The organism is Streptomyces sp. SolWspMP-5a-2, from assembly GCF_900091845.1.
GTDB classification, from domain to species: domain Bacteria; phylum Actinomycetota; class Actinomycetes; order Streptomycetales; family Streptomycetaceae; genus Streptomyces; species Streptomyces doudnae.
The window spans coordinates 53,811-78,808 of the sequence record NZ_FMCI01000157.1 but is presented as its reverse complement, the minus strand read 5'-3'; the positions used below and the strand labels follow the sequence as shown (position 1 = coordinate 78,808).

Genomic DNA, 24,998 nt, shown 5'->3' with positions numbered 1-24,998 from the left:
TGCGGCCATATCTACGCGCGTATCTTGAGCCGACTTTGAGGCTTCCCGCACCGTCTGTCCCGAACCCAGCGTGCCCGAACGAGCGGGAGGGCCACCGGCCGGGCAAGCGGCACAAGCGGCATCACACGCAACGGAGAGAGCAACCGTGTCCCCTTCCATACCCCCGTCCCTGCGCGGCAGACGCGCGCGGATCGTCGCCGTCACCCTCCCCATCGGTCTCGCCGGATCCCTCATCGCGCTCCCCTTCACCGCGCAGGCGACGCCGTCCGCGGACGCGGTGATCGCCGAGGTCTACGGTGGCGGAGGCAACTCCGGGGCCACCTACACCAACGACTTCATCGAGCTGGGCAACGCGGGCACCGGCGCCTTCGACCTGTCGGGCTGGTCCGTCCAGTACCTGAGCGGGTCGCCGACCGCCACCACCAAGTGGTCGGTCACGCCGCTGAGCGGCTCGGTCCCGGCCGGTGGCAGCTACCTCATCGAGGAGGCCAAGGGCTCGGGCGGCGACACCCCGCTGCCCACCCCGGACGCCACCGGCACCCTCGCACTCTCGGCGAGCAGCGGCACCGTCGCGCTGGTCCACTCGACCACCGCGCTGACCTGCCTGACCGCCGACGACTGCGCGGCCGACGAGAAGATCAAGGACCTGGTGGGCTTCGGCACCGCCGCCGTCCGGGAGACCTCGCCCGCCACCGGCGCCGACAACACCCACTCGGTCACCCGGGACGCCGCGCTCAAGGACACCGACAACAACTCCGTCGACCTGAGCGGCGCCACGCCCACCCCGCGCAACAGCGCCGGAGCGGGCGGCGGCACCCCCGGCGAGCCGTCCCCGACGCCGACGCCCACCGACACCACCCCCGGCCCGCTGCGCATCCACGACATCCAGGGCAGCAGCCGTCTCTCGCCGTACGTCGGCCAGAGCGTCACCAACGTCCCCGGTGTCGTCACCGCCGTCCGCTCCACGGGCACCTCGCGCGGTTTCTGGATCCAGGACACCAAGCCGGACAAGAACGCGGCCACCAGCGAGGCCGTGTTCGTCTTCACCGGTTCGACGACCCCGCAGGTCAAGGTCGGCGACTCGGTCGTGGTCTCGGCCAAGGTCGTGCAGTACTACCCGGGCGGTCAGAGCTCGGGCGCCCAGTCGATCACCGAGCTGTCCGGTCCGACGACCGCGGTGCTCTCCTCCGGCAACGCGCTCCCGGCGGCCGAGGTCGTCAACGCGGGCACGCTGCCCGAGACCTACGCGCCGAAGGTGAAGGGGCTCAACATCGAGCCGCTGGCCCTCAAGCCGGACAAGTTCACCCTCGACTGGTTCGCCTCGCGCGAGGGCATGCTGCTCCAGATCGGCGAGAGCCGGGTGGTGGGCGCGTCCAACTCCTACGGCGAGACCTGGGTCACCACCAAGCCCAAGCAGAACCCGACCCCGCGCGGCGGCACCGTCTACACCGGCTACGACGACCCCAACTCGGGCCGGATGAAGCTCGTCTCGCTGACCGGCGACGTCATCACGGCCAACGTGGGCGACACCCTCACCGGCACCAGCACCGGCGTCCTGGACTACTCCAACTACGGCGGCTACACGCTCCAGACGACCACCCTGGGCAAGGTGAAGTCCGGCGGACTCACCCCGCAGGTGGCGAAGAAGGGCGCCGACGACGAGCTGTCGGTCGCCACGTACAACGTCGAGAACCTCGCGCCGACCAACGCGCAGGCGAAGTTCGACCGCCTCGCCGACGGCATCGTCACCAACCTCGCCTCCCCCGACGTGGTGAGCCTGGAGGAGATCCAGGACAACAACGGCAGCAAGGACGACGGCACGGTCGCGGCCGACCAGACCCTCGCCAAGTTCATCGCCGCGATCAAGGCGAAGGGCGGCCCGTCGTACGAGTACCGCTCCATCGACCCGCAGGACAAGGCCGACGGCGGTGAGCCCGGCGGCAACATCCGCAACGTCTTCCTCTTCAACCCCCGGCGCGTGAGCTTCATCGACCGGCCGGGCGGCGACGCCACCACGGCGGTCAAGGTCGTCACGTCGGGCGCCAAGAACCAGTACGTGTCGCTGTCCGCCTCGCCCGGCCGGATCAACCCGACCTCCGACGCGTGGAAGAGCAGCCGCAAGCCGCTGGTCGGCGAGTTCGACTTCCGCGGCCAGCGGATCTTCGTCGTCGGCAACCACTTCAACTCCAAGGGCGGCGACCAGCCCGGCCACGGCGTCTACCAGCCGCCGGCCCTCAACTCGGAGACCCAGCGCCTGGCGCAGGCCAAGGAGGTCAACGACTTCGTCTCCGACCTGGTCTCCAAGGACAAGAAGGCCAAGGTCGTCGTCCTCGGTGACCTGAACGACTACCAGTTCTCCAAGCCGCTGGCCAAGCTGACCAAGGGCGGTGTCCTCACCGACCTGATCAACACGCTGCCGGTGAACCAGCGCTACAGCTACGTCTACGACGGCAACTCGCAGACGCTGGACCACATCCTCGTCAGCCCGGCGGTCAAGAAGCCCGGCTACGAGATCGTGCACATCAACGCGGAGTTCGCCGACCAGGCGAGCGACCACGACCCGCAGGTCGTCCGCATCAAGTAGGCACGGCGCGAGGGCGTGCGCGCACCCCGGGGTGCGCGCACGCCCTCGCGTGTGTCCGCGGCCGCCGGGGCGCCGGGGGCTCACGCCAGTGCCGAGAGCCCCGGCCCGAAAACGATCAGCAGCGGCAGCAGCGGGACGAGCGCCGCCGCCGTCGTCGTCAGGGCGCGGTGCCGGCGGCCCAGCCGCGGCGGCGGTTGCAGCAGCCGCTCGACCCGCTCGCCGAGCAGCCGGTGGCTGGAGGCGCAGGAGAGCACCCCGCGGTGCATGTTCAGCTCGATCAGGGCCAGCGCGGTGGTCCGGTGGCCGCACCGGCGCGACGCCGTGTCGTCGGCGGCCAGCTCCACCAGCCGGTGGGTCTGGGCGCCGAAGTGGGCGAACACCGGCACCCGCGGGAAGCCGTCGGCGAGCGCGGCCGACAGATGCAGCAGCCAGTCGTGGTGCGCCCGCGCGTGGTCCCGCTCATGGGCGAGGACGGCGTCGAGCTGGTGGTCGGTGAGCCGGTGCAGCGCGCCCGTCGTCACCACGAGCTGCGGCGGGTGCCCCGGCAGCCACCAGGCGTCCGGGTACTCGTCCTCCAGGACCAGCAGCGGGCCGCGGGCCGTGGCGTCGAGCCCGGCGGGCAACTCCGGTGCCCGCTCGCGCAGATGGGCGCGGGCCCGGCCGCGCCACCGCCGCGCCTCGACCAGTTCGCGGGCGAGCACCGCCGCCGTCCAGGCCGCGCCGCAGGCCAGCGACAGGGTGAGGGCGACGGCCCAGGCGGGCGCGGCCGACAGCTCGTAGGCGGCGGTCACGGCCGGGGGAGCGGGGGCGAAGACATGGTCGCGGACGGTGTGGAAGACGGCCGCCGTGCCCAGCACCAGCGCCGTCAGACAGCACAGCAGGACGGTGGCCACCAGGCACTGCCACACCCACAGCGCGACCACCGGCTCCCGGTCGGGCCACCCGGAGCGCACCAGGGCGCGCGGCACCGGCACGGCCGCCGTCAGCGCGACGGCGCTCAGCAGCAGCAGGCAGACGGTCATGCCACGGGCTCCGGATCCGGCTCGCAGGAACGCACGGTGGGGCGGGGCGACGGGGGCGCGGCGCGCGGTCCGTCCGCCGCCAGTATGACGGCGCCGGGCCCGTACGTCAGGACATGAACGAGCCCGACTACGCGACGTGCGGACACTCCCGCCCGTCCCGGCGCGGGCGCTCCCGCCGTCACCGCCGGCCCGGAAGCGGGCGGTCCGGCGCCCACCGGCGGGTCAGGCGGCCACGATCCGGCCGGTGACCTCGCCGAGGCCCACCCGCGTCCCGGCCGGGCCCGGTGCCCAGGCGGTCAGGGTCACCTCGTCGCCGTCCTCCAGGAACGTCCGCTTGCCGTCCGGGAGTTCGAGCGGGTCGCGGCCGTTCCAGGTCAGTTCGAGGAGCGAACCGCGCTGCTTCGGGGCGGGTCCGCTGACCGTGCCCGAGCCGTACAGGTCCCCGGTGCGCAGCGAGGCGCCGTTGACGGTCATCTGGGCGAGCTGCTGCGCGGCCGTCCAGTACATGGTGGAGAACGGCGGCTCGGAGACGACGTGTCCGTTGACGGCGACGGAGATCCGCAGGTCGTAGCCGCCGGGCTCGTCCGCGCCGTCGTCCAGGTAGGGCAGGAGCGGGTGGGTGCGGGCCGGGGGCGCGGTGCGGGCGTCCTCCAGGGCGTCGAGCGGGGTGATCCACGCCGACACCGAGGTGGCGAAGGACTTGCCGAGGAACGGGCCGAGCGGGACGTACTCCCACGCCTGGATGTCGCGCGCGGACCAGTCGTTGAGCAGGCAGAGCCCGAACACGTGGTCGCGGAAGTCGCCGAGCGCCACCGGCGCGCCCATGGGCGACGGCCTGCCGACCACGAAGCCGACCTCGGCCTCGATGTCGAGGCGGACCGACGGGCCGAAGACGGGCGCCGGGTCCGCGGGTGCCTTGCGCTGGCCCGCCGGGCGCACGACGTCGGTGCCGGAGACGACGACGGTGCCGGAGCGGCCGTGGTAACCGATCGGCAGGTGCTTCCAGTTGGGGGTGAGCGAGTCCTCGGCGGCGGGGCGGAAGATCTGGCCGACGTTCCGCGCGTGGTGCTCGGAGGAGTAGAAGTCCACGTAGTCCGCGACCTCGAACGGCAGATGCAGCGTCACCGACGCCAGCGGGTGCAGGAATCCGGCGATCGCCTCCCGGTGGGAGGGGACCGTCACCCACGCGGTCAGCGCGCGCCGCACGTCCGACCAGGCGGTGCGCCCCGCCGCGAGCAGGGGGTTGAGCGACGGCCGCGCCAGCAGTGCGGCGTACGGCGAGCCGAGGGCGCGGGCCGCCGCGCCCGCGTCCAGGACGTGGTCGCCGAGACGGACGCCGACGGTCCGCTCGGCCGGACCGGCCGGGGAGAAGACGCCGTAGGGGAGGTTGTGCGGGCCGAAGGGGTCGCCCTCGGATACGTCGAAGGGGGGCATCGGGTACTGCCTCGCTCTCACCATGTGTCGGGTGCTGACAAGTGGCCTGGCCACACGTTACGGGTGAGTCGCCGCTCCTGGGCAGTGTCTAAAGAGTTTGCAATGTCCGAATTGGCCTTGTCGGAGGTCGCAATTCCGGCTTAGCGTCCTTCGGGGACACGGACGGGGTGGGTCCGGTCCGTAGGGGGAACGCGTGGGGGGACCCTTGGCCAGGAGCACCAGTGTGCCGTTCGAGGCGGACCGCGAGGTCCCGGGTCTGATCGTCAAGTTCGGCGGCTATCCGCTGCACCACGGCGGAGTGGGCGCCATCCGCAGCCTCGGGCGGCTCGGTGTGCCGATGTACGCGATCACCGAGGACCGCTGCACGCCCGCCGCCTCCTCCCGGTACCTGCGGCGGGCGTTCGTCTGGCCGACCTCCGGCGGCGAGGACCCCGGGCACCTGGTCGAGGGGCTGCTGCGGATCGGCCGCCGGATCGGCAGGCCGACGGTGCTGGTGCCCACCGACGAGGAGGCCGCCGTCCTGATCGCCGAGCACCAGGACGCCCTCGCCGGACCCTTCCTCTTCCCGCGCGTCGAGCCCGGCCTGCCGCGCCGCCTGGCCAGCAAGCAGGGCCTGCACGGACTCTGCGAGGAGCACGGCGTCCCGAGCCCGGAGACCGCCTTCCCGCGCTCCTACGACGACATCGCCGCCTTCGCCGAGAAGGCGCGGTTCCCGGTGGTCGCCAAGAACCGGGAGGCGTTCGTGCGGCGCAGCAGCCCCGCGGTGCGCGGCACCACCCGCATCGCCACCCCCGAGGGGCTGCTCGCCCTCGCCCGCGGCTGGGGCGAGCGGCCCGGCGTGATCCTCCAGGAGTACCTGCCGCGCGAGGAGGCCGAGGACTGGATCGTGCACGCCTACGTCGACCGGGACTCCACCCCGCGCGCGCTGTTCACCGGCGTGAAGGTCCGCTCCTGGCCGCCGCACGCCGGGATGACGGCGCACGCCTACGTCGTCGACAACCCCGAACTCGCCGACCTCGCCGCCCGGTTCGTCAAACAGATCGGCTTCACCGGGGTCATCGACCTCGACCTGCGCTTCGACCGGCGCGACGGCCGCTACAAACTCCTCGACTTCAACCCGCGCATGGGCGCGCAGTTCCGGCTGTTCGAGAGCGACTCCGGGGTGGACGTCGTCCGCGCCCTGCACCTCGACCTGACCGGGCGCCGGGTCCCGGAGGGGGAGCAGCGGGCCGGGCACCGGTACGTCGTGGAGAACATCGACCTGCCCGCGCTGCTCGCCTACCGGCGCAGCGGCTACACCACCCCGCACGCGCCGGCCCGCGCCAGCGGCACGGAGCTGGCCTGGTTCGCGGGCGACGACCCGCTGCCGTTCCTCACCATGCTCGGGCGGTTCGTGGGGCCGGGCGCCGCACACCTCTATCAGCTGTGGCGGACCAACCGCCGCGGCGCCACGACCGGTTAGGGCGGCCGGGCCGCACCCGCCGAGTCCCGTCCGCGCGGGCGCGCGGATCGGGCCCGGTGCCCGCGGGACCGCCCGGACCGGGCGCGAAGTGACGAGCAGACGTCCTGGGGAGGACTTCGTGATCACACCGGTAGCTGTCATCGGCGCCGGGCCGTTCGGCCTGTCGACCGCCGCCCATCTGCGAGCGCGCGGGATGCCCGTGCGGGTCTTCGGCGAGCCGATGGTCGCCTGGCGCGACCACATGCCCGCCGGGATGCTCCTGAAGTCGACCCCGGCCGCCTCCAGCCTCGACTGCCCGCTGCCCGGCCACACCCTGGCCGACTACTGCGCCGAGGCGGGCGTGGCGCCGCTGGTCACCGACGAGGACATCATCCCGGTGGAGACCTTCACCGCCTACGGCGCCTGGTTCCAGCAGCGGCAGGTGCCCGGCCTGGAACGCGTCCGGGTGGTCGCGGTGGACCGGCGCTCCGGTGGCGACTTCGAACTGAAACTGGATTCCGGCGAGACGTTCACCGCCCGCGCGGTCGTCGTGGCCACCGGGCTCTCCGGTCTGGCGCACCTGCCGCCCGAGCTGGCCGCGGCCGCGCCGGACGGACCCGCGCCCGCCGGACCGGTCTCGCACAGCTCCCAGCACCACGACCTCACCCGGTACGCGGGCCGGGAGCTGATCGTCGTCGGCGCGGGCCAGTCCGCGCTGGAGACGGCGGCGCTGGCGGCGGAGGCGGGCGCCCGGGTGCGGGTGGTGGCGCGCGGCCGGGGCAGGGTCGCGTTCGGCGCGCCGCCGTGGGAGCAGCCGAGGCTGCGCCCGGAGTCGCCGTTCGGGCGGGCCTGGTCGCTGTGGGCGCTGAGCTACCACGCGCAGCCCTACCGGTACCTGCCGGAGGGCGCCAGGCACTACCTGGTGCGCCGGGTGCTCGGCCCGCTCGGCGCCTGGTGGCTGCGGGAGCGGTTCGAGGGCCGGGTGCGGGTCGGCGACGTCGAGCGGATCGTGGGCGCCGAGCCGGACGGACCGGGCGCGGCGCTGACCGTGCGCACCCACGGCGGGGGCGTGGAGCGGCTCACCGCCGACCATGTGCTGGCCGCCACCGGCTACCGGGTGGACATCGCCGCGATGGACTTCCTCGGCGAGGGGCTGCGCACCCGGCTCGCGGTCAGCAGGGGCGCCCCGCGGCTGGGCGCCGGATACGTCTCCTCGGTGCCCGGCCTGTACTTCACGGGGCTGCCCGCCGCGGCCTCCTACGGTCCGGTGATGCGGTTCGTGTGCGGCACGGAGTTCGCCTCCCCGAGGCTGGCGCGGCACCTGGCGGCGGCACACGGCTGAGCCGTCCTGGGGTGCGGGGGAGACGGTCGGCTGAGCCGCCCCGGGATTCGGGAGAGACGGGGCCGAGCCGCCCTGGGAGCGCGGGGGAGGCGGGTGGCGGTCGCCGGGCGGGCGGCGGGCGCGGGGCCGAAAGGGCGAAGGAGACAGGGAAGTTGGCCTGATGCGGACGAGGACGCGGTGAACCGCGTCGTCGTCCGGTTCGCCGCTGAGTCGGCGGGGCGTCCGATCCGTATTCTCTGATCATGGCCGCACCCACCGCATACGCTCTCATCGCCACCGACCTGGACGGCACCCTCCTCAGAGGCGACGACACGCTGTCCGACCGGTCCCGCGCCGCCCTCGCGCGGGTGGCAGTCGCCGGCGCCCGGCACCTCGTCGTGACCGGCCGCCCGGCCCCCCGGGTGCGCCCGCTCCTCGACGACCTGCACAGCAGGGGGCTCGCGGTGTGCGGACAGGGCGCCCAGGTGTACGACGCCGGCGCGGACCGGCTGCTCTGGTCGGTCACCCTGGACCGGGAGCTGGCCGAGACCGCGCTCGGCAAGATCGAGGCGGAGGTCGGCCAGGTGTACGCGGCCGTCGACCAGGACGGGGTGGACGGCCTCACCCTGATCGAGCCCGGCTACCGCATGCCGCACCCGACGCTGCCCGCGGTGCGCGTCGAGCGCAGGTCGGACCTGTGGAGCGCGCCGATCAGCAAGGTGCTGCTGCGCCATCCCGAGCTGTCCGACGACGAGTTGGCGGGGATCGCCCGCGCGGTGGTGGACTCCCTCGCGACGGTGACGATGTCGGGCCCCGGCACCGTCGAACTCCAGCCATCCGGCATCACGAAGGCGACCGGACTCGCGCTGGCCGCCGACCACCTGGGTCTTGGCCCGCGGGAGACGATCGCCTTCGGGGACATGCCGAACGACATCCCGATGTTCGAGTGGGCCGCCCACGGCGTCGCCATGGCCAACGCCCATCCGGAACTGAAGCGGGTGGCGGACGAGGTCACGCTGTCGAACGAGGACGACGGCATCGCCGTCGTCCTCGAACGCCTCTTTGACTGAACGGGGCCGACGGGCCTAGTAGGCGCCCCACACGTTGTCGATCGAGCCGTACCGGTGGGCCGCGTAGTTGCAGGCGGCCGTGATGTTCGCGACCGGGTCGTACGGGTCGTAGACGGTCCCGGAGACGTGGTACGCGGCGAAGGTCGGGTCGATGACCTGGAGCAGCCCCTTGGACGGGATGCCCGCGGCGGCGTTGGAGTCCCAGTTGTTGATGGCGCGCGGGTTGCCGGACGACTCGCGGATCACGTTGCGGTAGATGCCGTTGTACGTGCCCGGGATGCCCTTCTGGGCCATCACGGACAGGGAGGCGCGGATCCAGCCGTCGAGGTTGTTCGAGTAGCCCAGGGAGGTCGCGGTCGCCACGGTCGGGGTGGCGGCCGAGGCGCTGGTGGCGCCGATGACCGGGAGGGCGAGCACGGCGGCGCCGGTGCCGAGGACGGCGAGCTTGCGGGCGAGACGCGAGCGGCGGGGAGCGATGGCGGGCATGGCGGTTTCCTCTCCGTCGCCTGCGAGGTGAGCTGTCGGGTTCGGGCGGGAGCTGCCCGGCCGCGCCGCCGTGCGGCGGTGCGACTTCACCCCTAGCCGTGCCGGGCGCTGCCCGGTCCGGCGACCTACCTGGTTCCCCCGCTCCTGCCGTGCGTGAGTTCGTTCGGTGAATGGGTGTGCGGGCGGCGGCAGGATTAGGCGTCCACCCGACAGGGCGGGAACGTATGCGAGAGCACATGTCCGGAACAAGTGCCGGATTCACACATCAGGGTGGTTGACCTTGATCAGGGTGGTTTGGGGTGCTTGATCCTTTGCACCCGCCAAGGGTCAACTCCCCTTGGCGCACAAGGAGCGCCGCGTCGCGCGGGGACGGGGTCCGGGCGCGACGCGGCGTGAGCCAACTCACGGGAATCATCAATTATGGCAAAACGGGCAATGAGCCCAACTCGCCTTTAACCGGCCGTGCGTGGAATCCGCTTCTCCCAGGTCCGGTGGAAGACGACCTCGTCGCCCTCGGTGCAGATCACCTCGTCGGAGGTGACGAAGGCGTCGCCGTCGCAGCCGATCTCCGACCGGGTGCGGACCCGGGCGTCCCAGCCCAGCTCGGGGCGGTGCAGCCGGATCGACCAGTCGGACCGGGTGCGGGCGGAGAGCGGGTCGGCCTCCTGGACGGTGTACGTCTCCAGGGCCTCCTCGGTGAACTCCAGGCCGTCCGGGTACACGCGCGTGCCGCCGTAGCGGGGGTCGACCTCCAGCCGCCAGGTGCCCGCCGCGACGTCCCGCACCACCAGCCGCTCGGGGCGCGGCTCGTCCAGGGTGGCGGGGAAGTTCACGCCGAGCGGCGCCGCCTGCTCCGGCTCCTCGAAGGAGACCGCGGACGCGGGTTCCCGGCGGCGCACCGGCAGTTCGAGGAAGCTGCCCGCCGGGTCCAGGGTGAAGCCCGCCTCCGAGCCGGGCTGCGGCCAGACCCACGGCCAGTACGCGGAGGAGACGGCGAGCCGGATGCGGTGCCCCGGCGGGAAGGCGTGCCCGATGCCGTTCAGCTCGAACTCGACGTCCTCGACCGCGCCCGGCGTCCACGGCACCGACCGGTCCCGCCCGTGGCGCGCCGAGAGGTTCAGCACACCCCGGGTGACCAGCGTCGACGAGCCGTCCGGCGCCACGTCGCAGACCCGGGCCGCCACCTGGCCGCGCGGCGCGTGCGCGGTCAGCCGCAGCCGCACCCTCGGCCGCCCGAGGACCCAGGTCTCCTCGCCGACCGCGAACTCGAACGACGCCGAGCGGGCGTCCTCCTCGCGCTGGTCGGGCGGCAGGTCGGCGTCGTTGCCGAACGGGAAGAACCGCCCGGCGTCCACGCCCGTGTGCTGCGGCGAGCGGACCAGCGCCGGGGCGCCCTGGAGGCCGTAGGAGACGGTGGTGACGTGCGGCGACGGCCAGGACGGCTCGCCGGTCCAGCGGCCGGGCAGCGTCCCGTACACGGTGGCCGGGGGGTGGGAGTCGCTGATCCAGGCGCGCAGGAGGGGTTCGCGCATGACGCCGGTGTCGGTGTCCTTGAGCCAGTGGTCCCACCAGCGGAGGGTCTCCTGGAGGAAGCCGATGGCGGGTCCCGGGGGGAGGCCGCGGTCGGGGTACTGGTGGGACCAGGGGCCGATGAGGCCGCGGGTGCGGTCGGCCGGGAGGTGCTGGGCGAGGCGCAGGACGGTGTCGCGGTAGGGGTCGTGCCAGCCGCCGACGGCGAGGACGGCGGCCTTGATCGCGCCGTAGTCCTCGCAGACGCTGCCGTGGCGCCAGTACGCGTCCCGGGTCTGGTGGGCCAGCCAGGTGTGCGAGAACGGCTCGACCGCCGCCAGCCGCCGCAGCCAGGTCTCCCGCCAGGCGTCGCCCGCGTAGGCCGGGTCGGGCGGCCGGGAGACGAAGGCGAGCATGGTCGCCGCCCAGGCGTGCATGTCCACCGCGAGGACCGAACCGCCCATGTAGTGGACGTCGTTGTCGTAGCGGTCGTCGGTGGAGCAGACGGTGACGACGGCCTTGAGGGCCTCGGGCGCGCGGGCGGCGATCTGCAGGGAGTTGAAGCCGCCCCAGGAGATGCCGAACATGCCGACCCTGCCGGTGCACCAGGGCTGCGCGGCGAGCCACTCGACGACCTCCACGCCGTCCGCCAGCTCCTGCTCGGAGTACTCGTCGCCGGGCAGCCCCTCGCTGTTGCCGTGGCCGCGGATGTCGACGCGGACGGAGGCGTAGCCGTGGCCCGCGTACCAGGGGTGGCGCTGGGCGTCCCGGGGCGCCGTCCAGTCGGTCAGCCGGTAGGGCAGGTACTCCAGGAGCGCCGGGACGGGTTCGCCGGTCACCGGGCGCCACACGCGGGCGTACAGGGAGGTCCCGTCGGACAGCGGGATGCGCACGTCCTCGTGGGTCGTGGTGTGGGGGAAGGAGGTGCGGATGTGCAGGCTCATGGTGTCGACCTCAGTGGACGGGGTGCATGGTGCGGCGCAGCCAGGGCGCGGCGGCCATCACGGCGAGGCCCGCGGCCACCGCGATGGCGCCGTTGACGCCGAAGTAGGCCGGTTTGGAGACGTCGTCGTAGAACTTGACCGTCTGCGCCTGGATGCCGTTGGCGAGCGCGAGCGACAGGAACCAGAGCGACATGGTCTGGCTGGAGAAGGCGGCCGGGGCCAGCTTGCTGCTGGCCGAGAGGCCGGAGGTCTCCAGCAGGATGTCGCCGAGGCCGAGGAGCAGGTAGGAGCCGACGATCCACCAGACGGACATCAGCCAGTCGTCGCCGGAGTGCCCGGAGGTGGGCAGGACCATCAGCAGGAACGACAGGCCGCCCAGCACCACCCCGAGGGCGATCTTGTTGGAGGCGTGCGGCTGCCGGGTCCCCATCCGCATCCAGACGGCGGCGACCAGCGGCGCGAGCCCGACCTCGAAGGCGCCGAGCGCGGACGCGTACCAGCTCGCCGGGAAGTGGAACCCGAGGATGGTCGTCTCGGCGTTGGTGGAGGCCAGCAGGATCATCGTCGAGTAGGCCTGGAAGAGGATGAAGTTGAAGACCGTCGAGGCGAGGAAGAGCACCACGTACGGGCGCAGCCTGCCGCGCTCCTCGGCCGTCACCCGGGGGCTGCGGAACATCACCGCGAAGTAGACGACCGGCGCGATCACCGACAGCACGGTGAGCACGTCGACGAACCGCCCGATGGTCAGCCACCCGGCCACCGCGAGCAGCGTGGCGGCGACGGCGACGGCCACCGCGCCGACGGCGGTCGTCCGCACCGCCCGCCGCATCGCGGCCGGGGCCAGCGCGAACTCCGCGGCGTGGGTGCGCCCGGCCAGGTGGCGCCGTCCGGCCACGTACTGCACGAGCCCGAACGTCATGCCGACCGCGGCCGCCGAGAAGCCCCAGTGCCAGCCCTGGTGGTCGCCGAGCCAGCCGGTGATCAGCGGTCCCGCGAAGGCGCCGATGTTGATCGCCATGTAGTAGAGCGCGAAACCGGCGTCCCGGCGCTCGTCGTCGGTGCGGTACAGCTTGCCGACCATGGTGGCCACGTTCGGTTTCAGCAGCCCGGTGCCCGCGCTGATCAGGCCGAGGCCCGCCCAGGTCATGGCGGCCGTGGGGACCGCCATCGCGTAGTGTCCGCAGGCGATCAGGATGCCGCCCCACAGCACCGCCCGGTAGGAGCCCAGGATGCGGTCGGCGAGCCAGCCGCCGGCCACCGAGACCAGGTAGACGAGGGTGCCGTAGGCCGCCGACACGGAGGCGGCGGTGCCCGGCGACATCCCCAGGCCGCCGTGGGCGACGGTGTCGGCGAAGTACAGGACGAGGATGGCCTGCATACCGAGGAACGAGAACCGCTCCCAGACCTCAAGGCCGGAGAGGGTCAGCAGCCCCCGTGGCTGGCCGAAGAAGGCATGGTCGTCCTCGGGCGGAGGCTTGCTGTCCGGTTGGATATCACTGTCAATATGCGACACGCTGCATTACTTCCATCAAAGTCGCTGAATAGTCATCCATATCAAGTGATCAAAAACATACCGGTCGTGATCCCATACCGCCCGCGGTGGACCGGTGGGCGGCATGGGTGATCGAAAGGTGACCGGATACGCTGACTTGAGTGACGTCAACGACCTATCGACAAACCGTGTAACCGCCAGTGGACACCAGCAGACAGGAGACCCCTCGTGACCGTCGTCGGGCCGTTCGGGCTGAGCGTGCGGGACCAGGCTCTGGAAGCCGACGTCCAGGCCGGGTTGACGGCTGTCGAGGAGGGATTGCTCGAAGCCACCAAGAGTGAGGTCCCGTTCATCACGGAGGCCGCCCAGCACCTGGTGCGCGCCGGGGGCAAGCGGTTCCGCCCGCTGCTCGTCATGCTCTCCGCCCAGTTCGGCGACCGCCACGCGCCCGGCATCGTGCCGTCCGCCGTGGTGGTGGAACTGACCCACCTCGCCACGCTCTACCACGACGACGTCATGGACGAGGCGACCGTGCGCCGGGGCGTCGACAGCGCCAACACCCGCTGGGGCAACTCCGTCGCGGTCCTCACCGGCGACTTCCTCTTCGCGCGCGCGTCGCACATCCTGGCCGACCTCGGCCCGGAGGCGGTCCGGGTGCAGGCGGAGGCGTTCGAGCGGCTGGTCACCGGCCAGATCCTGGAGACCGCGGGCCCGCAGGACGGCCGCGACCCCGTCGACCACTACCTGGACGTGCTCGGCGGCAAGACCGGCTCCCTGGTCGCCGTCGCCTGCCGGTTCGGCGCGATGATGTCCGGCGCCGACGACACGGTCGTCGACGTCCTCACCCAGTACGGCGAGCGGCTCGGCATCGCCTTCCAGCTCGCCGACGACGTCCTGGACATCGCCTCCGACTCCCGCGAGTCCGGCAAGACCCCGGGCACCGACCTGCGCGAGGGCATCCCGACGCTGCCCGTGCTGCGGCTGCGCGAGCGGGCCGCCCGGCTCGGCCTCGCCGAGGACATCGCCCTGTGCGAGCTGCTGGACTCCGACCTGACCGACGACGCCCGGCACACCGAGGCGCTGACGGCCCTGCGCGCCCACCCGGCGCTCGAACAGGCCCGCAAGGACACCGTCCGCTACGCCAAGGACGCCCGCGCCTCCCTGGCGCCGCTGCCCGACTGCGACGCGCGGGCGGCCCTGATGGAGCTGTGCGACGCGGTGGTGCACCGGGCCGGATAGGCCCGCCCGGGGCCGCCGGACCGGGCGGCCCCCGCGGCCTCCCCTGGATCACCCCTACGGGTCGGGAGGGTGCCGGGCCGCCTTCCGTCATACCGGAGGCGTACACGGAGTTGGCTCCGGGGTCTGACGAATGTTCGGGCCCGTTTTGGTGAGATGGACACCACGGGAAACACCACTCCTCACCGATTCGGGTGAGAATGGCGGCTCGGGGGTGGACGACGCGTGCAGTCGGCCAGGCCGCCACCGACGACGGAGGTAGGGCACACAATGGCACCGTACGAATCCGACGACAGCACCACCGCGGGAGACGCCGACGACCCGCGCGCGGGCCGGCGCAGGGCCGCGCGGTACGGGGTTCCGGTCGCGGTGGTGGGGGTGGCCGCAGTGACCATCGGGCTCGTCCCGGCGCTCGCCGACTCCGGCGACCCCGACCTGCCGCGCATCAGCGCGCAGAAGCTCATCGAGAAGATCGCCGCGTCCGACGTCCAGCAGCTCTCGGGCACCGTGAAGGTCAGCACCGACCTCGGCCTGCCCGACCTGGGCGGACTGACCGGCAGCCTGGCGTCCGGCGCCACCGGCTCCGGTGACGGGTCCTCCGCCGACCCCACCGCCAAGCTCACCGAACTGGCCACCGGCACCCACACCCTGCGCGTCGCGGCCGACGGCCCCGACCGGCAGAAGCTCTCCGTGCTGGAGAACGCGGCCGAGTACAGCGTCGTCCACAACGGCAAGGACGTCTGGGGCTACGACAGCGCGTCGAACGAGGTCTACCACGCCACCACCGACGCGGGCGCGGGCACCGCGCGGCAGGACGGGACGGGGCCCACGCCCCAGCGGCTCGCCGAGGACGCCCTGAAGGCGGTCGACTCCACCACCGACGTGAAGGTCGACGGCACCGCGCACGTCGCCGGACGCGACGCCTACAAGCTGGTCGTCAAGCCGAAGGACGCGAACACCACGGTGGGCGCGATCAGCATCGCGGTGGACGCCGAGACGGGGATGCCGCTGAAGTTCACGCTCACCCCGGCGAGCGGCGGCTCCGCCGTCATCGACGCCGGGTTCACCAAGGTCAGCTTCGCGAAGCCGGCCGCCTCCACCTTCGACTTCACCCCGCCCAAGGGCGCGAAGGTCACCGAGGGCGACACCGCGGGGCACGCCCCGGGGACCAAGAGCGGCGACCGGTCGCCCGCGGCCTCCGGCAAGGGCGCGGACAAGGGCACGGAGAAGGGCCGCGGCGCCCACGCGGGACCCGACGGACTGAACGTCATCGGTGACGGCTGGGACTCCATCGCCGCCTTCGACACCGGCGGCGAGGGCCTGTCGGCCGGGGCCGGGGGCGGCGGCGACCTCAACGGCCTGGTCGGCGCGCTCGGCGACAAGGTCAAGGGCTCCTTCGGTTCGGGCACCGTCCTGTCGACGCGCCTGATCAACGCGCTGGTCACCGACGACGGCACGGTGTACGTCGGCGCGGTCACCAAGGACGCGCTGGTCAAGGCGGCCGACGCGGCCAAGTGACCCGCTGAGGGCGGAACGGGACGAGGGAGCAGATGGACGCAGCGTCCGCCGCGCGGCCGCCGGAGCCGGAGGGTGCGGTCATCGCCACCCGCGGGCTCACCAAGCGCTACCGCGGCGGACAGCTCGCCGTGGACGGTCTCGACCTGACCGTCCCGGCGGGCAGCGTCTTCGGCTTCCTCGGCCCCAACGGCTCGGGCAAGACCACCACCATCCGCATGCTGATGGGCCTGATCACCCCCACCTCGGGCACCGCGCGGGTCCTCGGCAGCCCCATGCCGGGCGCGGGGCGCACCGTCCTGCCGCACGTCGGCGCCCTCATCGAGGGCCCGGCCCTCTACGGCCACCTCCACGGCCGCGACAACCTGCTGCGCTACGACGCCGCCGACCCCACCGCCGACCCGCGCACCCGGCGTGCCCGGGTCGGCGCCGCGCTCGACCGGGTCGGGCTGACGGCCGCGGCGGGCAAGAAGGCCAAGGCGTACTCGCTGGGCATGAAGCAGCGCCTGGGCATCGCCTGCGCCCTGCTCCAGCCGCGCCGTCTGCTGGTCCTGGACGAGCCGACCAACGGGCTCGACCCGCAGGGGATGCGCGAGATCCGCTCCCTGGTACGGGAGTTGGCGTCCGACGGCACCACCGTCTTCCTCTCCTCCCACCTCCTCGACGAGATCGAGCAGGTCTGCACGCACGCGGCCGTGATGGCCCGCGGACGGCTCGTCACCCAGGGCGCGGTGGCCGACCTGGCGGCGGGCGCCCGCGGCCGGCTGACGGTGACCACCCCCGACACCGCCGAGGCGGCCGGAGTGCTCAAGGACCAGGGCGCGGCGGACGTCGTCACCGACGGCGACCAGGTCACCGCCGAACCGCCCGCGCGCGACCTCGCCGAGGTGAACGCCGCCCTGGTCGCGGCGGGCGTCCGGGTCCGGGGCTTCGGCGTCCGGCGGGCCTCGCTCGAGGACGCGTTCGTCGCGCTGACCGGGGAGGGCTTCGATGTCGCGGGCTGAGACCGTTGCCACGGCGCCGCCGCCGGTCCGTCCGAGCCCCCTGTGGACGCTCGGGCTGCTGCGCAGCGAACTGCTCACCACCCTGCGCCGCTGGCGCACCCTCGCCCTGCTGGGCGTGCTGGCCGCGGTGCCGGTGCTGGTCGGCGTCGCGGTCCGGATCGAGACCGGCGGTTCCCCGGCGGGCGGCGGACCCGAGGGCGGTGGCGGACCCGCGTTCATCGCGCAGATCACCAACAACGGCCTCTTCCTGGTCTTCACCGCGCTGGCCGCGACCCTCCCGTTCTTCCTGCCGATGGCGGTCGGCGTGATCGCCGGGGACGCGATCGCGGGCGAGGCGAGCGCGGGCACCCTGCGCTACCTGCTGGTCGCCCCGGCCGGGCGCACCCGCCTGCTGCTCGTCAAGTACACGACGACGGTGGCGTTCTGCGTGCTGGCCACCCTGGTCGTGGCTCTCTCGGCGCTGATCGCGGGCGCGGTCCTGTTCCCGCTGGGCGACCTGACGACGATCTCGGGCACCCGGATCACGTTCGGCGAGGGCCTGCTGCGGGCGCTGCTGATCGCGCTGGTCGTCGCCGCGTCCCTGATCGGCGTCGCGGCCCTCGGCCTCTTCGTCTCCACCCTCACCAACAGCGGCATCGCGGCCATGGCGACGACGGTGGGCCTGCTGATCACCGTCCAGATCCTCGACCAGATCCCCCAACTGCACGCGATCCAGCCGTACTTCTTCTCCCACTACTGGCTGTCCTTCGCCGACCTGATGCGCGAGCCCGTCTACTGGGACGACGTGCTGCGCAACCTCGGCGTGCAGGCCCTCTACGCGGCCGTGTTCGGCTCGGCGGCCTGGGCGCGCTTCACGGCGAAGGACATCACCGCGTAGCGGGGAGCCGGGAGCCGGGCGGCCGTCCCGGCGGGGAGGCGGCCTGGACGCGGGACGTCAGGCCGCGTCGGCGAGGAAGCGGGCGTGCGGGGCGTCAGGCGCGAAGAACGTCGTGGCGCGGGCCAGGGCGTCGGCGTCGGCCAGCACGTCGCCCGGCTTGCTGCCGCGGCCCAGCAGCACCCCGCCGAACCGCATGCCCAGGTAGGCCGCCGAGTTGTGCAGGGTGCCGATCAGCGGATCGGCGACCACCTGCTCCTCGGCGGCGAGCGCGGCGACGCCCCAGAGGGTGCGCCCGGCCATCGTCGCCTTGAAGTCGACGCCGGGCGTGCGCAGCCAGCCCGACCAGTGGTCGAGGTAGCGCTTGGTCTGCGCGGAGACGGAGTACCAGTACAGCGGCGAGACGATCACCAGGTCGGTCGCCGCGAGCGTGGCGTCGAGCAGCACCGCGGCGGGCCCCTCGGTGGGGCGCACGTGGTCGCTGTCGTGCCGCAGGTCGGCGAAGTCGGGCAGCGGGTGCTCGGCGAGGCTGATCCACCGCTGCTCGACGTCGGCGGGCAGCGGTTCGGCGGCCCGCCGGGCGAGCAGTTCGGTGTTGCCGTCGCTGCGGCTGCTGCCCAGCACGAAGAGGAAGCGGCGGGTCATGGGGACTCCCAGGGGACGGAACGACGGAACCGGACCTGATTTAGTGCGCGCCTGCATCTTATGCATGCGCATCTAGATTCCGCCAGGGAGTAGATCCGGCCCCGCGCTCGGGGAGGGGGCGGCGGGCCGGGGGCGCGGAAGTCACCGGCCCGGGGGAGCGGGGTTCACCGGCCGGGTGAGCGGGGTTCACCGGCCGGGGGTGGAGGTCGTCAGCCGGGGGCGGGGGCACCGGCCAGGGGTGGGGGTCGTCAGCCGGGGGCGGGGACACCGGCCAGGGGTGGGGGTCGTGAGAGGGGGGTGAGGGTCGTCAGCCGGGGTCAGGGGTCACCGGCCGGTGGCGGTGGTCCCCATCAGGCGGGCCAGGGTCGCCGTCCCGCGGGGCGGGGTGCCGCTCAGGTCGCCCAGGCGCCAGGCCGGCACCCAGGGCACGCGGTACACGTCGACGGCGTCCCCGACCAGCCGCGCCAGCCGCTCCAGCGGCCTCGGCAGCCTGCCCGGCCCGTCCGCGACCAGCACCACCCCGTCCAGGTCCAGCCCGTCCGGCACCTCGCCGCGCCGGAACATCTCCAGCGTGCGCAGCACGGAGGCCAGCCCCGAGGCGTGGGTGCGGGCGACCAGCAGCACCGAGCGGGGCGCGTCGGGCGCGGGCCAGTCACGCCCGCAGTCGTGACCGCCGAGGACGGCGGCGAGGGTGGAGACACCGGCCCCGCCGTGGGTGCCCACCAGGGAGCGGGGGCGGGGCCTGGCGTACTGGCCGCCCGGCGGGTCGTCGCGCGGGGCGTCCGGCGGGTCGTCCGGCGGGTCGACGGGCCCGCGCACCCAGATCTCCGGCCCCGTCGGCCCCACCGGTCCCGGCCGCTCTCCGTCGTCCCCGCCGCGCCTGACCATGCCGCTCTCCTCTCCCGCGGCGGCCCCGGCACACCCCGGACGCCGCGGCGCTGCTTCCTGGAACGAGTCTGTGACGTCCCGGTGACGACAGGACGGGGGGTGACCGGAGAAACTCGACAGTGAGCGAGGGATCGGATCTTGATGCCGGGGGAACGGGGACCCGGCGGCGGGAGGGACCATGGGGCCCGAACGCGTCGTGGTCAGCCCAGTCCCCGACGCATCCGAGTGAGGGAACCGATGTCTCGACCCAGCCGCGACAAGAAGCGGGCGCTGGTTGCGGCGCCGATCGACGTACGGGTGTCCGGGGCGGGCCCCGACGGCACACGGGCGCCGGGCGCCTCCGTCGGCGGGGTGCCGGTCGCCGCGGCGCCGGGCGAGGAACTCCAGCAGGCGGTCCTGAACCACCTCCAGCGCATCGCCCGCGCCACCGGGCACGCCGTCCGCGCGACCGTCCACGACGAGCGCATCGGATACGTCGTCCCCCTGCGCGTCGAACCGGACGGCTCCAGCGACCTGGCGGGGGAACCGGTGCGGATGCCGACGGCACCGGCACGGCCCGCCGAGGTGTCCCCGCCCGCGGTGTCCGGCCCGGTTCCGCGGTCCGGGGACGCGGCCACGGCGCCGTCGCCTGACGGGCCCGACCGGTCGGCGTCGCCCGACGAGCCGACCCGCGTGCTGCGCACCACCGGGGCGCCGGTCCGCGAGACGGCGCCGACGTTCCCGCTGCGGGCGGTGCCGGAACCGCTGCCGCTGGGCGGGAACGTCCCGACCTTCCCGCTGCGGGCCGTGCCGGAGGAGGCCGCCGGGACCGCGCCGACGTCCTCCCCGCGGGCGCTCCCGGCCCCCGAGGGGGACCACGGCACCGGCACGGTCGCGCCACCGCTCGGCGCGTTCGGCCCGCCGCCGCGGATGGACGCGGTACCGGCCCAGGACGGCGCACGGGAACGGGAGCGGACCCCGGACACCGCGACACCCTGGACGCCGGGTGGCACCCCGGGGCGGGCACCGGGGGACGCCCCCGACCGAGCACCGGGAGGCCGCCCGGTACGGACCCCGGACGAGGGCCCGTACAGGACTCCGGACGGGGGCAAGTACCGGGCGCCGGACGGCGCGGCCGGTGCGGGGGTCGGTGCCGGGACCGGTGCTGCTGCCGGTGCCGCCTACGGCTTCCCGCCTGCGGCCGGGGTCCCGGCCGGGGGCGCTTACGGCTTCCCGCCTGCGGCTGGGGTTCCGGCCGGGGGCGCTTACGGCTTCCCGCCGGTGACCGGTGTTCCCGCCGAGGGTGCCTACGGGCCACCGCCCGTGACCGGAGGCCGGACCGAGGGTGCCAGCGGGCTCCCGCCCGCGACCGGGGTTCCGGCCGAGGGTGCCTACGGGTTCCCGCCCGCGACCAGTGTTCCCGCCGAGGGTGCCTACGGGCCACCGCCCGTGACCGGAGGCCGGACCGAGGGTGCCAGCGGGCTCCCGCCCGCGACCGGGGTTCCAACCGAGGGTGCCTACGGGTTCCCGCCCGCCGCATCCCCCGTGCCGGTCGTGCCGCAGTCCGCCGACACGCTCCCCGCGGTGCTGGCGGATCCTCCCGCGCCCGTCCCGCCGCCGCGCTCCCTCACCTCGTCCCCGCTGCCGCCCGCCCTCGCCGAGCCGGAGCCGGATGCCAGGCCCACCCCCGCCCGCGGCTTCGACGCCGTCGCGGAGGCGGTGCTCGGCGCCGGGCCCTCCGACCCGGCGCCCTCCGTGCTCGCGGAGCCGATGGCGCGGATCAACGAGGCCGTCAGGGAAGGGCGCATAGAGGCGGCGGCCGAGCTGGCGGCGAAGACCGTCGCGGACTCCTCGCGGACCCTCGGGGCCGGGCACCCCGAAGTGCTCAGGTTGCGCGAACTGACGTCGTACATCGCCTACTTGGCGGGTGATCCGGTGCGTTCCCTGCGGCTCTCCCTCGACCTCGCCGGGCTGCGCCGCCGGGCGGGCGACGCGGAGGCCGCCTACGGCAACGTGCAGAGCGCGTTCGCGGCCTGGCGCGCGGTGCGCGAACCCGGTCTCGGACTGGAGCTGGGCCGCGAGCTGATCGGCCTGTGGACCGACCTCGCGGCCGAGGAGGGCCCGGCCGCCGACGACATCGAGCAACTGGAGTCCGCGCGGGCCCGCATGGGCCGCCTGACCGAACGGGCCCGCCGCGCGGAGTGAGCGGCGGACCCCCGGGACCACGCGGTCAGACGGCGGCGCGGATCACGACGACAGCGCCCACATCGCGTAGGCGATCGCGTCGCTGTTGCGGTCGAGGGCGGTGTCGTTGATGTTGGCGCTGGTGTCGCAGGAGGCGTGGTAGCAGCGGTCGAAGGCCACGCCCACCGTGCCGCCCCACTTGGCGGCCTGCGCGCTCGTCTTCTTGTAGTCGGCGCCGCTGAACAGGCCGCCGACCGGGACGCCCGCGTTCTTGAACGGGGCGTGGTCCGAGCGCCCGTCGCCCTCGGTCTCCGGCTCGGTGGCGATGCCCAGGCCGGTGAAGTAGTCCTTGAACGTCTTCTCGATGGTCGGGTCGTCGTCGTAGACGAAGTAGCCCGGGTTCGGCGAGCCGATCATGTCGAAGTTCAGGTAGCCGCTGATCTTCGCGCGGTTGGCCGTGGAGAGGCCGTTGACGTAGGAGCGGGAGCCGACCATGCCCAGCTCCTCGGCGCCCCACCAGGCGAACCGCAGGTGCTTGGTCGGCTTGTACCCGGAGCGGGCGACGGCGAGCGCGGTCTCCAGGACGGCGGCCGAACCGGAGCCGTTGTCGTTGATGCCGGGGCCCGCGGTGACGCTGTCGAGGTGCGAGCCCGCCATGACGACCTGGTCGGTGTTGCCGCCGGGCCAGTCGGCGATCAGGTTGTAGCCGGTGCTCCCGGAGGACGTGAACTGCTGGACGGTCGTGGTGAATCCGGCCGCGTCCAGCTTGCCCTTCACGTAGTTGACGGAGGCCAGGTAACCGGCTCTGCCGTGGGCCCGGTTGCCGCCGTTGGCGGTGGCGATGGACTGCAACTGGGCCAGGTGCGCCTTGACGTTGGCGACGGGGATGTCGGGCGCGGCGGCCGCGGCGCCCGCCGTGGGGGCGGGTGCCGCACCGGCTATGGACCCGGTGGCGAGGAGGGTGACGGCGGCGACGACGGCAGCGGCCGACGCCCGCCCGGAGACGGAGAGCTTCATGTGGGGGGCTCCGAATTCCATGCGTCAGGGGAATCGCACTGATTCCTGAGTGGATTGCGGTGCCAGGATGGTGGAGCCGTCATGTACACGCCGTCAAGAGCGCTATCAGGACAGCGTGTTCGTATAACGGAACAACCCGGGGCGATGTCCCCGCCGACGGCCCCGGGACGCGCCCCGGTGGACGCCGGTCTGATCCCGGATCGCGGGCTGCGGCGGACGCCGGTCGGGTCCCGGATCGCGGGCCGCCGAGCGGCTAGGCGTCCACGGTCGGGGACGACGCCGTGGCGGACCGGGCCACGATCACCCGGCGTCCCGACCCCCGGGCCGCGCGGAACGCGTCGTAGGTCAGCAGGCACAGCGCCAGCCACACCAGGGCGAACCCGGCCCACCGCTCGGCCGGCATCTCCTCGTGGAAGTAGACGATGCCGAGCGCGAACTGGAACACCGGCGCCAGGTACTGGAGCAGCCCCAGCGTCGACAGCGGCACCCGGATCGCCGCCGCCCCGAAGCAGACCAGCGGCAGCGCGGTCACCACGCCCGTCGCCGCGAGCAGGGCCGCGTGCCCGGCGCCCTCGCTCGCGAACGTCAGGTCGTCTCGCCCGCCGAGCCAGAGCAGGTAGCCGAGCGCGGGCAGGAACTGGATGGCCGTCTCGGCGGCCAGCGACTCCACCCCGCCGAGGTTGACCTTCTTCTTGACCAGCCCGTACAGGGCGAACGAGAAGGCGAGGGCGAGCGAGATCCACGGCGGGTGCCCGTACCCGACGGTCAGCACGACGACGGCGGCGAGGCCGATCCCGACCGCCGTCCACTGCACGGCGCGCAGCCGTTCCTTCAGCAGCAGGACGCCGATGGCGATGGTGACCAGCGGGTTGATGAAGTAGCCGAGGGACGCCTCCACCACGTGCCCGCTGTTCACGGACCAGATGTAGACGCCCCAGTTGACGGTGATCACCGCCGCGCCGACCGCCACCAGGGCGAGCCGCCGGGGCCGGCGCAGCAGTTCGCCCGCCCAGGCCCAGCGCCGCACCACGAGCAGCGCGACGGCGACGAAGGCGAGCGACCAGACCATGCGGTGGGCGAGGATCTCCAGCGCGCCCGCGGGTTTGAGGAGCGGCCAGAACAGGGGGACGAGCCCCCACATGACATAGGCCGCGAAGCCGTTCACCAGACCTATGTGACGCTCGCCCCTCGGCTTCCTGGCCACGGGTCCCTCCCTCTCGACCGACCGCACGCGCGGACAGCCACGAAGGTAGCGCCGACGACCCCCGCCTGTCATGTCCGTATCGCCATACGGTCATGACAGGCGGGGGTCGACGGCCCCTCCGTGGTCCCCGGGCCGCGAGCGCCCGGGAGAGACGGCCGGGATGTCGTCGGGACGCCGCCGGGATGTCGTCGGGACGCCGCCGGGTGCCCGTCCCGCGTCAGCTCTTGAGCGCCGCCGCGATCGAGTCGGCGATCGGGGTGGCCGGGCGGCCGGTCAGCCGGGACAGGTCGCCGGACGTGACGACCAGCTCGTCCTTCTCGATGGACGCGTCGACGCCCGCGAGGATCGCCGCGACCGGTCCCGGTACCCCGGCGCCCGCCAGGATGCCGGTGAGGTCCTCGACGGAGACGGCGTTGTAGGCGATCTCCCTGCCGGTCTGGCGGCTCAGCTCGGCCGCGTACTCGGCGAAGCTCCACGCCTCGTCGCCGCCCAGCTCGTACGTCGTGTTCTCGTGGTCCTCGCCGGTCAGGACGGCGACCGCGGCGGCGGCGTAGTCGGCGCGGGCGGCCGAGGAGATCCGGCCGGCGCCGGCGGCCTGCACGACGGCGTTGTGCTCCAGGACCGGCGCCAGGTTCTCGGTGTAGTTCTCGTTGTACCAGCCGTTGCGCAGCAGGCTGTAGGGCACCCCGGAGGCGCGCAGCGCCCGCTCCGTGCCGCGGTGGTCGTCGGCGAGCGCGGCCTCCAGCGTGCCCGGAGCGCTGGTGTAGGCGAGCAGCGCGACACCGGCGGCCTTCGCGGCGTCGATGACGACCTGGTGCTGCTGCACCCGGCCCTTGTCGAACTCGTTCCCGGAGATCAGCAGCACCTTGTCGCCGGCCGCGAAGAGGCCGTCGAAGGACTCGGGGGTGTTGTAGTCGGCGACGGCGAGCCGCACGCCGCGGGCGGCGAGCCCGGCGGCCCTGGCCTCGTCGCGGACGACGGCGGTGACCTGGTCCGCGGGGACCTTCTCGATCAGCTGCTCCACGACGAGGCGGCCGAGGTGTCCAGTGGCTCCGGTGACGACGATGCTCATGATTCAGAACTCCTTGTGGGGTGCGTCTGTCACTAACCATAGGGCGAGCGCTAACTTCTGGAAAGTACCCACCTTGA

19 protein-coding genes and 1 riboswitch are annotated in these 24,998 nt (G+C 73.5%); of the genes, 9 read left to right on the top strand and 10 right to left on the bottom strand.

The window, feature by feature from the left end; translation table 11 throughout:
- Positions 1-145: 145 nt before the first annotated feature.
- Entirely contained in the window at positions 146-2,584 is a 2,439-nt protein-coding gene (locus GA0115242_RS16465; RefSeq protein ID WP_093829085.1) for an endonuclease/exonuclease/phosphatase family protein, read from the top strand.
- Between the two features lie 80 nt (positions 2,585-2,664).
- Here the strand turns inward: GA0115242_RS16465 and GA0115242_RS16460 are convergent, their stop codons facing one another.
- Positions 2,665-3,606 carry a M56 family metallopeptidase gene (locus GA0115242_RS16460; RefSeq protein WP_093829083.1) on the bottom strand — a complete coding sequence of 314 codons (942 nt, stop codon included), beginning with the start codon at positions 3,604-3,606 and terminating at the stop codon, positions 2,665-2,667.
- Between the two features lie 222 nt (positions 3,607-3,828).
- The gene (gene fahA, locus GA0115242_RS16455; protein ID WP_093829081.1) at positions 3,829-5,040 is read right to left on the bottom strand and encodes a fumarylacetoacetase; all 1,212 of its coding nucleotides are present in this window, start codon (positions 5,038-5,040) and stop codon (positions 3,829-3,831) included.
- 223 nt (positions 5,041-5,263) lie between these two features.
- On the opposite strand from fahA, the gene GA0115242_RS16450 reads away from it, so the two are divergent.
- The 3 genes from GA0115242_RS16450 to GA0115242_RS16440 all read left to right on the top strand — a co-directional run bounded on the left by GA0115242_RS16450 (position 5,264) and on the right by GA0115242_RS16440 (position 8,872).
- Positions 5,264-6,502, top strand: coding sequence for a carboxylate--amine ligase (locus GA0115242_RS16450; protein ID WP_093829079.1), 1,239 nt, complete (start codon positions 5,264-5,266; stop codon positions 6,500-6,502).
- A 118-nt stretch (positions 6,503-6,620) separates the two neighbouring features.
- A complete protein-coding gene (locus GA0115242_RS16445; protein ID WP_093829077.1) occupies positions 6,621-7,823 on the top strand; it encodes an FAD-dependent oxidoreductase in 1,203 nt (400 codons plus the stop codon).
- Between the two features lie 242 nt (positions 7,824-8,065).
- Positions 8,066-8,872: an HAD family hydrolase gene (locus GA0115242_RS16440; protein ID WP_093829075.1), complete on the top strand. Its 807-nt coding sequence runs from the start codon at positions 8,066-8,068 to the stop codon at positions 8,870-8,872.
- Positions 8,873-8,887: 15 nt separating this feature from the next.
- Here GA0115242_RS16440 and GA0115242_RS16435 read toward each other — a convergent pair whose 3' ends face one another.
- The 3 genes from GA0115242_RS16435 to GA0115242_RS16425 all read right to left on the bottom strand — a co-directional run bounded on the left by GA0115242_RS16435 (position 8,888) and on the right by GA0115242_RS16425 (position 13,315).
- A complete protein-coding gene (locus GA0115242_RS16435; protein WP_093829073.1) occupies positions 8,888-9,358 on the bottom strand; it encodes a transglycosylase SLT domain-containing protein in 471 nt (156 codons plus the stop codon).
- Between the two features lie 4 nt (positions 9,359-9,362).
- Positions 9,363-9,537, bottom strand: a riboswitch (cyclic di-AMP (ydaO/yuaA leader).
- Between the two features lie 273 nt (positions 9,538-9,810).
- Positions 9,811-11,805 (bottom strand): CocE/NonD family hydrolase, encoded by a 1,995-nt coding sequence (locus tag GA0115242_RS16430; protein ID WP_093829113.1) that lies wholly within the window; start codon positions 11,803-11,805, stop codon positions 9,811-9,813.
- A 16-nt stretch (positions 11,806-11,821) separates the two neighbouring features.
- Entirely contained in the window at positions 11,822-13,315 is a 1,494-nt protein-coding gene (locus GA0115242_RS16425) for a peptide MFS transporter (protein WP_370672289.1), read from the bottom strand.
- A 216-nt stretch (positions 13,316-13,531) separates the two neighbouring features.
- Here GA0115242_RS16425 and GA0115242_RS16420 point away from each other — a divergent pair, with 216 nt between their 5' ends.
- The 4 genes from GA0115242_RS16420 (at position 13,532) to GA0115242_RS16405 (ending at position 17,935) form a co-directional block, all read left to right on the top strand.
- The gene (locus tag GA0115242_RS16420; protein ID WP_093829069.1) at positions 13,532-14,542 is read left to right on the top strand and encodes a polyprenyl synthetase family protein; all 1,011 of its coding nucleotides are present in this window, start codon (positions 13,532-13,534) and stop codon (positions 14,540-14,542) included.
- Between the two features lie 267 nt (positions 14,543-14,809).
- A complete protein-coding gene (locus GA0115242_RS16415) occupies positions 14,810-16,057 on the top strand; it encodes a LolA family protein (protein ID WP_093829067.1) in 1,248 nt (415 codons plus the stop codon).
- A 32-nt stretch (positions 16,058-16,089) separates the two neighbouring features.
- Positions 16,090-17,058, top strand: a complete 969-nt coding sequence (locus tag GA0115242_RS16410; RefSeq protein WP_093829065.1) for an ABC transporter ATP-binding protein — start codon at positions 16,090-16,092, stop codon at positions 17,056-17,058.
- Complete coding sequence (locus GA0115242_RS16405; protein ID WP_093829063.1) at positions 17,045-17,935, top strand: ABC transporter permease; 891 nt, start codon at positions 17,045-17,047, stop codon at positions 17,933-17,935. Before GA0115242_RS16410 ends, GA0115242_RS16405 begins: the two co-directional genes overlap by 14 nt.
- Positions 17,936-17,992: 57 nt before the next feature.
- On the opposite strand, the gene GA0115242_RS16400 is transcribed toward GA0115242_RS16405, so the two are convergent.
- Complete coding sequence (locus GA0115242_RS16400; RefSeq protein ID WP_093829061.1) at positions 17,993-18,577, bottom strand: flavodoxin family protein; 585 nt, start codon at positions 18,575-18,577, stop codon at positions 17,993-17,995.
- Positions 18,578-18,901: 324 nt separating this feature from the next.
- On the bottom strand, positions 18,902-19,465 hold the full coding sequence (locus GA0115242_RS16395; RefSeq protein WP_093829059.1) for a DUF6668 family protein: 564 nt from the start codon (positions 19,463-19,465) through the stop codon (positions 18,902-18,904).
- A gap of 237 nt (positions 19,466-19,702) precedes the next feature.
- Here GA0115242_RS16395 and GA0115242_RS42480 point away from each other — a divergent pair, with 237 nt between their 5' ends.
- Positions 19,703-21,649 (top strand): tetratricopeptide repeat protein, encoded by a 1,947-nt coding sequence (locus GA0115242_RS42480; RefSeq protein WP_176729830.1) that lies wholly within the window; start codon positions 19,703-19,705, stop codon positions 21,647-21,649.
- Positions 21,650-21,691: 42 nt separating this feature from the next.
- On the opposite strand, the gene GA0115242_RS16380 is transcribed toward GA0115242_RS42480, so the two are convergent.
- The 3 genes from GA0115242_RS16380 to GA0115242_RS16370 form a co-directional block, all read right to left on the bottom strand.
- A complete protein-coding gene (locus GA0115242_RS16380) occupies positions 21,692-22,645 on the bottom strand; it encodes a M28 family metallopeptidase (protein WP_093829057.1) in 954 nt (317 codons plus the stop codon).
- Between the two features lie 253 nt (positions 22,646-22,898).
- A complete protein-coding gene (rarD, locus tag GA0115242_RS16375; protein WP_256089455.1) occupies positions 22,899-23,849 on the bottom strand; it encodes an EamA family transporter RarD in 951 nt (316 codons plus the stop codon).
- Between the two features lie 217 nt (positions 23,850-24,066).
- Positions 24,067-24,921: an SDR family oxidoreductase gene (locus GA0115242_RS16370; RefSeq protein ID WP_093829053.1), complete on the bottom strand. Its 855-nt coding sequence runs from the start codon at positions 24,919-24,921 to the stop codon at positions 24,067-24,069.
- Positions 24,922-24,998: the final 77 nt, after the last annotated feature.

What these genes read in the sequence shown, in the direction of transcription:
- GA0115242_RS16415 (WP_093829067.1), top strand. Translation starts at nt 14,810, where the DNA reads ATGGCACCGTACGAATCCGACGACAGCACCACCGCGGGAGACGCCGAC.
- GA0115242_RS16440 (WP_093829075.1), top strand. Translation starts at nt 8,066, where the DNA reads ATGGCCGCACCCACCGCATACGCTCTCATCGCCACCGACCTGGACGGC.
- GA0115242_RS16435 (WP_093829073.1), bottom strand. Translation starts at nt 9,358, where the DNA reads ATGCCCGCCATCGCTCCCCGCCGCTCGCGTCTCGCCCGCAAGCTCGCC.
- GA0115242_RS16410 (WP_093829065.1), top strand. Translation starts at nt 16,090, where the DNA reads ATGGACGCAGCGTCCGCCGCGCGGCCGCCGGAGCCGGAGGGTGCGGTC.
- GA0115242_RS16380 (WP_093829057.1), bottom strand. Translation starts at nt 22,645, where the DNA reads ATGAAGCTCTCCGTCTCCGGGCGGGCGTCGGCCGCTGCCGTCGTCGCC.
- GA0115242_RS16400 (WP_093829061.1), bottom strand. Translation starts at nt 18,577, where the DNA reads ATGACCCGCCGCTTCCTCTTCGTGCTGGGCAGCAGCCGCAGCGACGGC.
- GA0115242_RS16405 (WP_093829063.1), top strand. Translation starts at nt 17,045, where the DNA reads ATGTCGCGGGCTGAGACCGTTGCCACGGCGCCGCCGCCGGTCCGTCCG.
- fahA (WP_093829081.1), bottom strand. Translation starts at nt 5,040, where the DNA reads ATGCCCCCCTTCGACGTATCCGAGGGCGACCCCTTCGGCCCGCACAAC.
- GA0115242_RS42480 (WP_176729830.1), top strand. Translation starts at nt 19,703, where the DNA reads ATGTCTCGACCCAGCCGCGACAAGAAGCGGGCGCTGGTTGCGGCGCCG.
- GA0115242_RS16370 (WP_093829053.1), bottom strand. Translation starts at nt 24,921, where the DNA reads ATGAGCATCGTCGTCACCGGAGCCACTGGACACCTCGGCCGCCTCGTC.
- GA0115242_RS16460 (WP_093829083.1), bottom strand. Translation starts at nt 3,606, where the DNA reads ATGACCGTCTGCCTGCTGCTGCTGAGCGCCGTCGCGCTGACGGCGGCC.
- GA0115242_RS16395 (WP_093829059.1), bottom strand. Translation starts at nt 19,465, where the DNA reads ATGGTCAGGCGCGGCGGGGACGACGGAGAGCGGCCGGGACCGGTGGGG.